The organism is Bacillus sp. FSL K6-3312, assembly GCF_038007485.1.
Lineage (GTDB): Bacteria > Bacillota > Bacilli > Bacillales > Bacillaceae > Bacillus > Bacillus pumilus.
In genome coordinates this window covers 2,214,714-2,227,378 of sequence record NZ_JBBOXI010000001.1, presented here as the reverse complement: position 1 = coordinate 2,227,378, position 12,665 = coordinate 2,214,714, and the positions used below count along the sequence as shown (strand labels likewise).

Below are 12,665 nucleotides of genomic sequence, written 5' to 3'. Positions count from 1 at the left end.
GAGGAAAATAAATGTTACGCTCACTTTACTCAGGAATTAGTGGAATGAAAAACTTCCAAACAAAATTAGATGTTGTAGCCAATAACGTAGCCAACGTCAATACACACGGATACAAAAAAAGCCGTATCACTTTTAAAGATATGGTCAGTCAAACCCTTGCAAGTTCTGGTGGACCGACGAACAACTCTGGTTCAATCAACTCGAAACAAGTTGGTTTAGGATCATCTTTATCTTCTATTGATAAAGTCATGTCATCGGGGGCTTCTCAAAATACAGATGATCCATGGGACTTCTATATCAATGGAGATGGATTTTTCCAGATACAACAGCAAGGAGAGACCCTATATATGAGAGCAGGGAACTTCAAACCTGATTCTGAAGGGGATCTAGTAACGCCTGATGGAAACTACCTTCTTGGAATGAATGGACAAAAAATAACGATTCCAAAGGGCATTTCAAGTGTAAATGTTGGTCCAGATGGAACGATTTCGGTTGTTGAAAACAATGTATCAAGAACCGTTGGTCAAGTATCACTGGTATCTTTCCGTAACGCAGGTGGGTTAGACAAAGTTGGTGACAACCTTTACCGTCAAACGTTAAGCTCAGGTGCACCAAGTAACCCTATCGTACCTGGTGAACAAGGAACGGGCGTCATCCAAACGGGTAAACTAGAAATGTCAAATGTTGATTTAACAGACGAGTTTACCGAAATGATTATCGCGCAGCGCGGATTCCAATCGAATGCAAAGACGATCACAACATCTGATGAAATCCTGCAAGAGCTTGTGAATCTGAAACGATAGGAGGTAGGGGGAGCGGATGATCGCTTCTCTGCTTAATATGATTGAAGTGACAAGATTGAATGGCAAAGGATTTATGCTGAACGCTCTCCATATCGAGCAAATCGAAAGCTTTCCAGACACAACCATTACATTAGCCAATGGAAAGAAATTCGTTGTGAAAGAAAATGAAGAGCAGCTTCAAGAGAAAATCATTTCTTTCTACAGAAAAATCCAAGTCATTTCATTGAATCAAGGAATAGAGGAATTTGAATGAAGAAGAAATTAGTCGTAGTAATGCTAATCATGATTATTGCCATCGGCGGAATAGGAGCAGGCATCATTTTTCTGGTGAATGGCTCAGACGAAGCAAAAGCTGAAAAAGAGCCAACAGCAGATGAAGTCGTAAAAGCTTCTGTTGAAATTCCTGAGATTATTACTAATTTAAAGTCTGAAGGAAATGCCGTCAAACTTGTATTGAATATTGAAACGGACTCTGAAAAAGCAAAAGAAGAGCTTGAGAAAAGAAGTTTTCAAGTGAAAGACGCCGTAATCGACATTTTATCAGACACGAATGCAGATGAACTTGATGGCAAAAAAGGCAGAGAACATTTTAAAACACTAGTTAAAAACAAAGTGAATAACTATTTGCAAGATGGCAAGGTGAAAGAAGTATATATAACCTCCTTTAATCTGCAATAGAGGCGATTAATTGACACGATGGAGGTGAAGAAATGTCAGGAGAAGTGCTTTCCCAGAATGAGATCGATGCATTATTATCCGCCATATCTACAGGCGAAATGGATGCAGAAGAGCTGAAAAAAGAAGAAACGACGAAAAAAGTGAAGGTGTATGATTTTAAGCGTGCACTGCGCTTTTCGAAAGACCAGATTCGAAGTTTAACAAGGATTCATGATAACTTCGCTAGACTGCTCACCACGCACTTTTCAGCTCAGTTAAGATCATATATTCAAATTACTGTCAGCTCGGTTGACCAAGTACCATACGAAGAATTTATTCGTTCGATTCCTAATATGACATTATTAAACTTATTTTATGTCAGCCCGCTTGAAGGAAGAATCATGCTTGAAGTGAACCCAACAATCGGCTATGCCATGATGGACAGGCTGATGGGCGGGATAGGCATTAGTCATAATAAGACAGAATCACTTACAGAAATCGAAACAAAGATTATCTCAAACATGTTTGAGGGAGCTTTGGAAAATTACAGAGAAGCGTGGCAGTCCATAACCGACATCGAGCCTGAAATGGCAGATTTCGAGGTAAATCCCCAGTTTGTTCAAATGGTGTCACCAAACGAAACAGTTGTCGTCATTTCTCTTAATACACAAATTGGTGAGGTAAGCGGGGTTATTAACCTATGTATTCCTCATGTTGTATTAGAGCCTATTATTCCAAAGCTGTCTGTACACTACTGGATGCAGTCTGAACGAAATGAACCAAAACAACAAGAAACAAAGGCCATTGAAAAACGGATTATGACGGCAAAGATACCGGTAGTCGCAGAGCTAGGGGAATCGGAAATGACGGTGGAAGAGTTTTTGAATTTGGAAATTGGTGATTGTATTGCCTTGGACAAACCAGTAAATGCGCCTCTTACTGTTATGGTCGGAAATAAACCGAAATTCTTGGGACAGGCCGGCCGCGTGAATCGGAAACAGGCGATTCAAATTCTAGATCACGACATAAGAGGTGAAGAAGATGGAGAATAACGGAAGTAAATTATCACAAGACGAAATCGATGCGCTCCTTAAAGGAGGTAGCAATGACGATATAGAGCCTGAAACAATCCTTTCTGCAATGGAGCAAGATGCCATTGGAGAAATCGGAAATATTTCATTCGGCAGCTCTGCTACAGCACTTTCAACCCTATTAAATCAAAAAGTGGAGATTACAACTCCAACTGTTACAGTGATTCAAAAAAGTATGCTGAATGAGGAATTTCCTCATCCGTATGTCGCGATTGAAGTGAATTATACGGAAGGCTTCAGCGCAAGTAACCTGCTTGTTGTCCAGCAAACAGATGCAGCAGTCATTGCGGACTTAATGATGGGTGGAGACGGGACAAATGCTGACCCTTCTTTAAGTGAGATTCACTTAAGTGCAGTTCAAGAAGCGATGAACCAAATGATGGGTTCTGCTGCGACATCCATGTCGACGGTCTTTAATAAAAAGATTGATATTTCTCCGCCTCGCGTCGAATTACTTGATGTGAAAGAAGGAGAAGGAACAGACCGGATCCCAGCTGCAGAAATGCTTGTCAAAGTGTCCTTCAGATTAAAAATAGGTGAACTCATTGATTCAAATATTATGCAGCTTTATCCTATTACATTTGCGAAAGATTTAATCGCAGAATTAACAGACCCAGCGCAAGAGGAAGAGACGGTTCAAGACACGCAAGTGAGCACGCCTGAACCTCAGCAGGCAGCACCTCAAACGCAGTCTGCACCAGCGCAGCAAGCTGCTCCGCCGAAAAGACAGGCGAAGCCAAAGCCGGCAGCACCTGTAAATGTAGCGCCTGTTGAATTTGAAGCGTTCAGTGAGCCTCAGCATACAACAAACCACCTTGGAAATCTTGATATGCTGATGGATATTCCGCTTTCTATTACGGTGGAACTTGGAAGAACTCAGCGCAGTGTCAAAGAAGTCCTTGAACTTTCAGCAGGAAGTATCATTGAACTGGACAAACTTGCTGGTGAGCCAGTAGACATTCTAGTGAACAAACGAATCGTCGCCAAAGGGGAAGTCGTTGTCATTGATGAGAACTTTGGTGTTCGTGTGACTGATATTTTAAGTCAGTCAGAAAGACTTTCTAATTTAAAATAAACAAACATATAGGGAGAGAATAAGTAAATGGCTACTAAGGTATTAATCGTAGATGATGCAGCATTCATGAGAATGATGATAAAGGATATTCTTGTAAAAAACGGATTTGATGTAGTAGGAGAAGCAGAAAATGGCGCTCAAGCTGTTGAAAAATTTAAAGAAACATCTCCTGATCTTGTCACAATGGATATCACAATGCCAGAAATGGACGGGATCACAGCACTAAAAGAAATTAAACAAATTGACGCTTCTGCAAAAATCATCATGTGTTCTGCAATGGGGCAGCAGTCAATGGTTATTGACGCGATCCAAGCAGGTGCAAAAGACTTTATCGTGAAGCCGTTCCAGGCAGACCGTGTACTTGAAGCAATTAATAAAACGTTAGGCTAAAAAAGGGTGTAAGACTTGTTGAAAAAACGTTTGATATGTATAGCAATGATCAGTTTTATGCTTTTCTTGACGATACAGCCTGCCTCACTGTTTGCTGAAACGAAAGATCCTGAAAATGGCACAGTGAATGACTGGATCAAAGAAGAGAAGGGCAGCAAAAAGGATACAGAAAAGACAACCACTGACAATCAAACGAATCCGGCAGAAGAAGTTCCCTCTTCTTCTGTCTCCATTATGGATTTTGTCAAAATGATTGGTGCCTTACTTTTTGTCATCCTGCTTATATATGGATTGGTGAGATTTGTTGGTAAGCAAAACCGCTTACTTAAACCATTTCGCTATGTTGAAAATATTGGCGGAACGACGGTTGGCCAAAACCGTTCAGTCCAGCTTATCAAAGTAGGCAAACGAGTATTAGTTGTCGGAGTAGCGGACTCAATCCAGCTGCTAAAAGAAATTGATGATGAACAAGAATGTGAAGCGATCGTGAAACAATATGAAGAAGCGATGGAAAGCAAAACAGATTTACCAAAAATCGTTCAAAAATTCACATCTCAGATAAAGAAACAAAATCAGCCAACCACTTCTTCTTTTTCAGCCAATTTGAAGGCGCAGCTAGCCGAATTGAAAAAGACCCAATCAGAAGTCAGAAAGAAAGGCCCGAAACAAAATGAATGAGTTTATCGATTTATTTAATTCCAGCGGTGCAGGGAATATTAGCACGTCTGTCCGTCTTCTTTTACTTTTAACCGTATTTTCGGTTGCACCAGGCATTCTCATTTTAATGACGTGTTTCACACGAATTGTGATTGTACTTTCATTCGTTAGAACGTCACTTGCAACCAACTCAATGCCGCCAAACCAAGTGCTTGTAGGGCTTGCTTTGTTTCTCACATTTTTTATCATGGCACCCACGTTCTCAGAGATTAATAAAGAGGCACTAACGCCGCTTTTAAATGATGATATTACGCTCAATCAGGCATATGAAAAAGCCGAAGTGCCCATTAAAGAGTTTATGAGTAAACATACGAGACAGAAGGATTTGGCTTTATTTCTTAGTTACGCAAAAATGGATACACCTGAATCGATAAAAGATATTCCGTTAACGGCGATGGTACCCGCTTTTGCGATTTCAGAATTAAAGACGGCATTTCAAATTGGTTTCATGATCTTTATTCCATTTTTAATTATTGACATGGTGGTCGCAAGTGTCCTGATGTCAATGGGGATGATGATGCTTCCGCCGGTTATGATATCGCTCCCTTTTAAAATATTGTTATTTGTTTTAGTCGATGGATGGTATTTGATTGTTAAATCTTTGCTGCAAAGCTTTTAGAGTAGGTGCTTAAAACATGAGTTCAGAATTTGTCATTACGATGGCTGAAAGATCAGTGTATGTGGTATTGCTTGTCAGTGGGCCGCTTCTAGCGCTCGCTCTTATTGTGGGACTGATTGTCAGTGTGTTTCAGGCGACAACCCAAATTCAAGAACAGACGCTTGCGTTCATTCCTAAAATTGTTGCAGTTCTTATCGGGCTTGTTGTGTTTGGTCCATGGATGCTGTCAACCATTGTGTCCTTTACGACAGAGCTGTTCTCGAATTTAGATCGATTTGCAGGTTAACGAGCGATGTCAATCATAGAATTATTCCCTGCATTTCTATTAGTTTTTATTCGGATCACCGCTTTTTTTGTGACAGTACCGCTTTTAGCGCATAGAACGATCCCAGCTGTACACAGAGTTGGATTCTCACTGTTTTTAGCCGTGATTAGTTTTAGCACGATTAAGGAACCGCCAGCACTCGACATAGACGGTCTTTATATGATGCTTGCGGTGAAAGAAGCAATGGTCGGACTTCTGCTTGGTTTGATTGCATATATCATGGTGTCCGCAGTTCAAATTGCCGGCTCATTTATTGATTTTCAAATGGGCTTTGCGATTGCCAATGTGATTGATCCGCAAACAGGCGCGCAAACGCCGCTGATGGGGCAGTTTTTTTATACGGTCACATTGCTATTGATGCTGGCAACCAATGCACACCACCTGCTGCTTGATGGAATCTTTTACAGCTTTCAATATATTGCAATTGATCAGTACGCACTGAATTTCGGCAGTGAATCCTTTGCTTATTTTATTGCAAAGAGCTTCAACCAAATGTTCATCATTGCCTTTCAAATCTCAGCACCGGTCGTTGCTAGCTTGTTTTTGGTCGATTTGGCACTGGGCATTGTGGCACGAACAGTTCCGCAGATGAACGTTTTTGTTGTCGGACTTCCTATTAAAATGGGTGTGAGTTTTGTTATGATCATCATCTGTATGGGCGTCATCTTCGGGGTTGTCCAAAATACATTTGATACGATTGTACTCACCATGAGGAATTTCTTAGCATTGGTCGGTGGTTCGTCATGATGACAAGACTTAGACTAGACTTGCAATTTTTCGCAGGTGAAAAAACAGAAAAAGCAACGCCGAAAAAGAGACAAGATTCACGTAAAAAAGGTCAGGTTGCCAAAAGTACCGACGTCAATACAGCCATCTCATTTCTATTAATCTTTTTATCATTCTTTTTTATTGGGCCTTTTATGAAAGAGCGTATTATTGCGCTCATTGAACGTTTTTATTCAACAACCATGCTAATGAAAGTTAGCACATCTAATATTCATCAACTATTCGTGGAATTGCTTCAGGAAACAGGGCTCCTTCTCATGCCAATCCTTGGTGTCGGTATGCTGGCAGGCGTCATCAGTAACTATTTACAAGTTGGCTTTCTCTTTTCAACAGAAATCATCAAACCGAAATTAGAAAAGCTAGATCCTATTAAAGGGTTTAAACGGATATACAGTATTCGAGCCCTCGTAGAGCTATTAAAATCCATTTTGAAAATTGGTTTAATTGGTTTTGCGACATTTATTGCACTTTGGATGCACTTTGACGAAATCCTGAGGCTTCCTTTATTAACAGCAGAGGAAACCCTTCATTTCGTCGCAAATATGACCTTGATTATGGGTCTGTATGCAGCAGGTGCTCTCATGATCTTAGCAGGGCTTGATTATATGTATCAGAAATTTGATTATGAAAAAAACTTACGGATGTCCAAACAAGACATCAAAGATGAGTATAAAAAATCAGAGGGTGACCCGCTCATAAAATCAAAGATTAAACAGCGCCAGCGGGAAATGGCCATGAGACGGATGATGCAGGAAGTCCCAAAAGCCGACGTCATCATTACAAACCCAACCCACTACGCAATTGCTTTGAAATATGACGAAGAAAAGATGGATGCGCCCTTTGTTGTGGCAAAGGGAATAGATATTTTGGCTTTGAAAATTAGAACAATTGCGAAAGAGCACGATATCATGACCGTAGAAAATCGGCCGCTCGCTCGGGCACTATATGATCAGGTCGACATCGACCAAGCGGTCCCAGAGGAATACTTTAAGGCGATCGCAGAAATTTTAGCTTACGTATATAAAACGAAACAAAAGATTTTATGAATTTTTGGTTTTAAAAGGAGAGAACAGGCATGGCAGCAAGAGATTTATCTGTTTTATTCAGTGTTATTTTAATTGTGGCGATGCTGGTCATACCGTTTCCGCCAATGCTATTAAGTATTTTAATCATTATTAATATTTCTCTTGCGCTTATCGTGCTTCTCACCACAATGAACATGCAAGAACCACTGCAATTTTCAATATTTCCATCATTGCTTTTGCTCTTAACGCTGTTTCGCTTAGGGCTTAACATCTCTACAACACGATCTATCCTATCAACTGGAGACGCTGGAAAAGTTGTAGAAACGTTTGGTTCATTTGTTGTTGGTGGAAATATACTCGTTGGTCTGGTTGTCTTCCTTATCCTGATCATCATTCAATTTATAGTGATCACCAAAGGGGCTGAGCGTGTATCTGAGGTTGCGGCAAGATTTACCCTCGATGCGATGCCAGGTAAACAAATGAGTATTGACGCTGATTTAAATGCAGGAATGCTGACAGAAAGTGAAGCAAGAAATCGCCGTGAAAAAGTAGCGAGAGAAGCAGACTTTTATGGTGCGATGGATGGTGCAAGTAAGTTCGTCAAAGGGGATGCCATCGCAGGTATTATCATTGTCATTATTAATATTATTTTTGGGATTATTATTGGGATGCTTCAGCAAGGAATGTCGATTCAAGAGTCAGCTTCCCACTTTACATTATTAACGGTAGGAGATGGGATTGTTTCACAAATTCCTGCACTTCTCATTTCAACAGCGACAGGGATTGTCGTCACAAGGGCTGCTTCTAATGGGAACCTTGGTTCAGATATCACTGAACAGCTGTTTGCATTCCCAGCTATGCTTTACGTCACAGCAGGCACGATCTTCCTTCTTGGGTTGTTTACTCCAATCGGCGTACTTTTGACTGGACCGATCGCAGGTTTACTTGCCCTCGGCGCATACTTAATGTCAAAAAACAAACAGGATCAAGAAGAAATCGAAGAGGTGCTAGAGGAACAGGCAGAGGTAGAAGAGATGAAAAGTCCAGAAAGCGTCATTCACCTTTTGCAAATGGATGCCATTGAATTTGAATTTGGCTACGGCTTGATTCCGCTAGCCGATGCAAATCAAGGCGGTGACCTGTTAGACCGAATTGTAATGATCCGAAGACAGCTTGCCCTCGAATTAGGTCTTGTGATTCCAGTTGTTCGAATTCGAGACAACATTGCACTTAACCCAAATGAGTATCGGCTTAAAATAAAAGGGAACGAAGTGGCAAAAGGGGAGCTACTGCTTGATCACTACTTAGCGATGTCTCCTACGCCGGATGATGATCCGATTGAAGGGATTGAAACAATCGAGCCATCCTTTGGTCTTCCGGCTAAATGGATCTCAGAAGCAGAAAAAGATCAGGCTGAGATGCTTGGCTATACGGTTGTAGATCCTGCATCGGTTGTGTCTACTCACATCACAGAGAAAATTAGACAAAACACACACGAACTGCTCGGACGCCAAGAAACGAAGCAATTAATCGATCATCTGAAAGAAAGTTATCCTGTCTTAGTGGATGAGGTGACGCCAAATCCACTAGCAGTTGGTGATATTCAAAAAGTGTTGGCAAAACTGCTGAAAGAAAAGGTTTCTATTCGAAATCTTGTCACCATTTTTGAGACACTTGCAGACTACGGAAAATTAACGACGGATACAGATTTGTTAACAGAGTATGTCAGACAGGCGCTGGCAAGACAGATTACCGCACAATATGCGAGAGAAAATGAATCGCTCAAAGTCGTGACATGCTCAGGCCGAGTGGAAAAGGTGATTGCTGACAGTGTACAGCAGACAGAGCATGGCAACTACTTATCGTTAGATCCAGAATCCTCTGAAAGTGTGATTCAATCAGTGGCGAGAGAAATTGAACAGCTTTCGCTCCGTCAGGAAACGCCGGTTCTATTGTGCTCACCTCCTATAAGAATGTACGTCAAGCAGCTGTTAGAAAGATATTTCCCGGACTTACCGGTACTATCTTATAACGAACTAGAAGCAAATGTGGAAGTACAGAGCATCGGAGTGGTGGATATCTAATGAAAATGAAAAAAATCATAGCGAATTCAATGCAAGAGGCGACGATTCAAATTAGGCAACAGCTTGGGAAGGATGCCGTCATTTTAAATTCCAAAACTGTTGTGAAACGAAAGCTATTCGGTTTAAAGAAACAGCAAATGGTTGAAGTGATTGCAGTGCTGGATCAAGATTTTGAAGAAAGAGCGGGTAAAGGTGGACACCCTGCGCCTCCTCTTCCAGTATTTCCGAAAAAGGAGCAAATTCAACACCGGCCTGAAGAGCCGTCTTTTGCTCCTGAGGCAGTGAAACCAGTACCTTCTCAAGCTCAGCCTTTAGAATATGCGAGGAATGAGCGGCATGCTGGTATTCTGCCTGATCCTCTCATGGCAATCGATCAAAAGCTGAAGGATCAAGGTCTTGATGATGCCATTCGAGACGAATGCCTCAAAGGTCTTTTAACAAAGGGTGCTGTCAAGGAAGATCAAATTCAAAAAGAACTTGAACAACTGCTGGCAGATATGCTGCCGGCTCACACCTCTGATGAGCCGATGATTCGTTCAAAATACATTGTGCTGTTTGGTTCAACTGGAGCTGGTAAAACAACAACGATTGCAAAGCTCGCTGCCAAAACGGCCATTCAGAAGCAAAAGAAAATCGCTTTTATTACAACAGATACGTACCGAATTGCAGCGATCGAACAACTGAAAACATATGCGGAACTGCTCAATGCACCGCTTGAGGTTTGTTATTCGAGAGAGGATTTTGTAAAAGCTCAAGAGACTTTTAAAGAGTATGATCATATTTTCGTAGACACAGCGGGTCGTAACTTTAAAGAAGAAGCGTATATCAAAGAGCTGACAGACATCATTCCATTTGATGAAAGCAGTCAAAGTTTCCTAGTGATGAGTGCGACCTCGAAGTATCAGGACATGAACGCCATGGTCAAACGCTTTGAACATGTTCCAATTCATCAATTCATTTTTACAAAAGTAGATGAAACAGACACGATGGGAACCATCTTTCAAATCATTGCAGACTCTCAAATTGGACTTGGCTTTTTAACAAATGGTCAAAATGTTCCTGAGGATATTCTAGAGGGCTCTCCTCTTGAATTAACAAGGATGGTCTTACAATGATGAAGCCCGACCAAGCAGAAGGTTTAAGAAAGCTCGTTCAGCAGAATCAAACGATCACACCAACTCCTCTTGGTATAAGCGGACAGGCAAAAACCATTGCTGTCATGAGCGGTAAAGGCGGGGTTGGAAAATCGAATTTGACACTGAATATGGCACTGTCTATCGCAAATGCAGGGAAGCGAGTGTTAGTCATCGACCTTGATTTTGGTATGGGGAATATTGATATTTTACTAGGAAAAACATCGACTAGCTCTATATTAGATGTTCTTGTCAGGAAGAAATCCTTCCAAGCAGCTATGACTCAAGGAACGAACAACCTTTATTACATTTCTGGCGGAAGCGGACTTGAACAGCTGTTTTCTTTAGATAAAGATCAATGGTCGTTTTTTCTAGTGGAAATGGAAAGAATGATGCACGACTTTGATTGTATCTTCTTTGATATGGGGGCTGGCTTGTCTAAAGATCAACTACCTTTTGTTTTATCAGCAGGAGAAGTTGTGGTTGTGACAACGCCGGAACCAACATCGATTATGGATGCCTACAGCGCAATTAAACACTTAGCGATTCATCAGTTCGAACAATCTGTGCAAATCATTGTCAACCGTTGTAAAACCCCGTCAGAAGGGTCAGAAACCTACCGGAAATTAGCAGGAGTGGTCACATCATTTCTACACAGAAAACTAGTATTTGCTGGTGCTGTGCCGGATGATCCTGCGGTTCCAAAAGCGGTGGCTGAACAAATTCCATTTTATATGAAGCAGCCTCATTCACGGCTGAGTAAAACGATCAAGATGCTGGCAGAAACACTTTATCAACAGCAGATAAGAGAGGCACAGAGAGAGCAGCATACGTTTATAGATAAGTTGTCCTCTTTTTTTAAAAGGAGGAAGGTGGACTCATGATTAGAGTGCTTGTAGTAGATGACTCGGCCTTTATGCGAAAGCTCATTAGTGATTTCCTAAGTGCCGAGCAAGAAATAGAAGTCGTCGGAACGGCGCGAAATGGGGAAGATGCCTTAAAACGGATAAAGGAACTGAATCCAGATGTCGTCACATTAGATGTGGAAATGCCTGTTTTAAATGGAACAGAAGCATTAAAACAAATTCTGGCTGAACACGACCTTGCCGTGATTATGGTGTCAAGCCAGACAAAGCAAGGGAAAGATTTAACCATCCATTGCTTAGAACTTGGTGCTTTTGACTTTGTGACAAAGCCTTCAGGAAGTATTTCGCTCGATTTACACAAAGTAAGAGGCCAAATTGTAGAACGGGTGCTTGCGGCAGGGCTGTCAAGGAAACGCACTGAAGTACAGGTTTCTCCAAAGCCGCCGGTGATGAAGCCGCCAATTCCAGTGGCTGCACCTCGCCCGCAAGCAGTGAAAAGCGGCTCACTCCGAAAGATTATTTCAATCGGAACATCAACGGGAGGGCCAAGGGCACTTCAACGAGTTGTCACGAAGCTGCCCAAGGACATAGAAGCACCTATTTTGATTGTGCAGCATATGCCGGCAGGATTTACGGCATCACTTGCTACTAGGTTAGACCATTTATCTCAAATTTCGATTAAAGAAGCACAAGATGGAGACATCGCTAAAAATGGAGTAGCCTACATAGCGCCTGGTGGAATGAATATGTCACTTCATGAACAAGGGGCATCCTTAGTCATCAGGCTATCTCCAGAGGACACGGAAAGCCGGCACAAACCTTCTGTTAACTATTTATTTGAATCCATCAGTCATATAAAGGGTTACGAGAAAATTGCTGTCATTATGACAGGCATGGGTAGTGACGGCACAGAAGGTGTCAAAAAAATGGTCGCAAGCGGTCATACAAAAGTCATTGCAGAAAAAGAAGAATCATGTGTTGTTTTCGGAATGCCTAAATCAGTCATTAAAGCAGGCCTTGCACATGAAACAAGGCATGTGGATGACATCGCACATGCAATTATAAGCTCCATGAAAAAAGAGAGGGCGTGAACA

General features: G+C 41.5%; 15 protein-coding genes. All 15 read left to right on the top strand.

Annotated features, from left to right (window positions below):
- The first annotated feature begins 11 nt into the window (after positions 1-11).
- From flgG to MHI11_RS11500, 15 genes are read left to right on the top strand one after another with little or no spacing between them, the layout of a single operon-like run.
- The gene (gene flgG / locus MHI11_RS11570) at positions 12-803 is read left to right on the top strand and encodes a flagellar basal body rod protein FlgG (protein ID WP_044141918.1); all 792 of its coding nucleotides are present in this window, start codon (positions 12-14) and stop codon (positions 801-803) included.
- Between the two features lie 37 nt (positions 804-840).
- On the top strand, positions 841-1,056 hold the full coding sequence (locus MHI11_RS11565) for a flagellar FlbD family protein (RefSeq protein ID WP_034620035.1): 216 nt from the start codon (positions 841-843) through the stop codon (positions 1,054-1,056).
- Positions 1,053-1,481: a flagellar basal body-associated protein FliL gene (fliL, locus tag MHI11_RS11560; protein ID WP_044141917.1), complete on the top strand. Its 429-nt coding sequence runs from the start codon at positions 1,053-1,055 to the stop codon at positions 1,479-1,481. Before MHI11_RS11565 ends, fliL begins: the two co-directional genes overlap by 4 nt.
- A gap of 32 nt (positions 1,482-1,513) precedes the next feature.
- Entirely contained in the window at positions 1,514-2,512 is a 999-nt protein-coding gene (gene fliM, locus MHI11_RS11555) for a flagellar motor switch protein FliM (RefSeq protein ID WP_003212239.1), read from the top strand.
- The gene (gene fliY, locus MHI11_RS11550) at positions 2,502-3,626 is read left to right on the top strand and encodes a flagellar motor switch phosphatase FliY (protein WP_044141916.1); all 1,125 of its coding nucleotides are present in this window, start codon (positions 2,502-2,504) and stop codon (positions 3,624-3,626) included. The genes fliM and fliY overlap by 11 nt, the downstream gene beginning before the upstream one ends.
- A gap of 27 nt (positions 3,627-3,653) precedes the next feature.
- The gene (locus MHI11_RS11545) at positions 3,654-4,016 is read left to right on the top strand and encodes a response regulator (RefSeq protein WP_003212360.1); all 363 of its coding nucleotides are present in this window, start codon (positions 3,654-3,656) and stop codon (positions 4,014-4,016) included.
- 18 nt (positions 4,017-4,034) lie between these two features.
- A complete protein-coding gene (fliZ, locus tag MHI11_RS11540) occupies positions 4,035-4,694 on the top strand; it encodes a flagella biosynthesis regulatory protein FliZ (protein ID WP_044141915.1) in 660 nt (219 codons plus the stop codon).
- Complete coding sequence (fliP, locus tag MHI11_RS11535; RefSeq protein WP_007499580.1) at positions 4,687-5,352, top strand: flagellar type III secretion system pore protein FliP; 666 nt, start codon at positions 4,687-4,689, stop codon at positions 5,350-5,352. The genes fliZ and fliP overlap by 8 nt, the downstream gene beginning before the upstream one ends.
- Positions 5,353-5,368: 16 nt before the next feature.
- Positions 5,369-5,638: a flagellar biosynthesis protein FliQ gene (fliQ, locus tag MHI11_RS11530; RefSeq protein WP_003211206.1), complete on the top strand. Its 270-nt coding sequence runs from the start codon at positions 5,369-5,371 to the stop codon at positions 5,636-5,638.
- 6 nt (positions 5,639-5,644) lie between these two features.
- Positions 5,645-6,424 (top strand): flagellar biosynthetic protein FliR, encoded by a 780-nt coding sequence (fliR, locus tag MHI11_RS11525; RefSeq protein ID WP_044141913.1) that lies wholly within the window; start codon positions 5,645-5,647, stop codon positions 6,422-6,424.
- A complete protein-coding gene (flhB, locus tag MHI11_RS11520) occupies positions 6,421-7,509 on the top strand; it encodes a flagellar biosynthesis protein FlhB (RefSeq protein ID WP_044141911.1) in 1,089 nt (362 codons plus the stop codon). Before fliR ends, flhB begins: the two co-directional genes overlap by 4 nt.
- Before the next feature lie 29 nt (positions 7,510-7,538).
- A complete protein-coding gene (gene flhA / locus MHI11_RS11515; RefSeq protein ID WP_044141909.1) occupies positions 7,539-9,572 on the top strand; it encodes a flagellar biosynthesis protein FlhA in 2,034 nt (677 codons plus the stop codon).
- Entirely contained in the window at positions 9,572-10,687 is a 1,116-nt protein-coding gene (gene flhF / locus MHI11_RS11510; protein WP_340961119.1) for a flagellar biosynthesis protein FlhF, read from the top strand. The genes flhA and flhF overlap by 1 nt, the downstream gene beginning before the upstream one ends.
- Positions 10,684-11,589, top strand: a complete 906-nt coding sequence (locus MHI11_RS11505) for a MinD/ParA family protein (RefSeq protein WP_044141906.1) — start codon at positions 10,684-10,686, stop codon at positions 11,587-11,589. Before flhF ends, MHI11_RS11505 begins: the two co-directional genes overlap by 4 nt.
- On the top strand, positions 11,586-12,662 hold the full coding sequence (locus MHI11_RS11500) for a protein-glutamate methylesterase/protein-glutamine glutaminase (protein WP_044141904.1): 1,077 nt from the start codon (positions 11,586-11,588) through the stop codon (positions 12,660-12,662). Before MHI11_RS11505 ends, MHI11_RS11500 begins: the two co-directional genes overlap by 4 nt.
- Positions 12,663-12,665 lie beyond the last annotated feature (3 nt).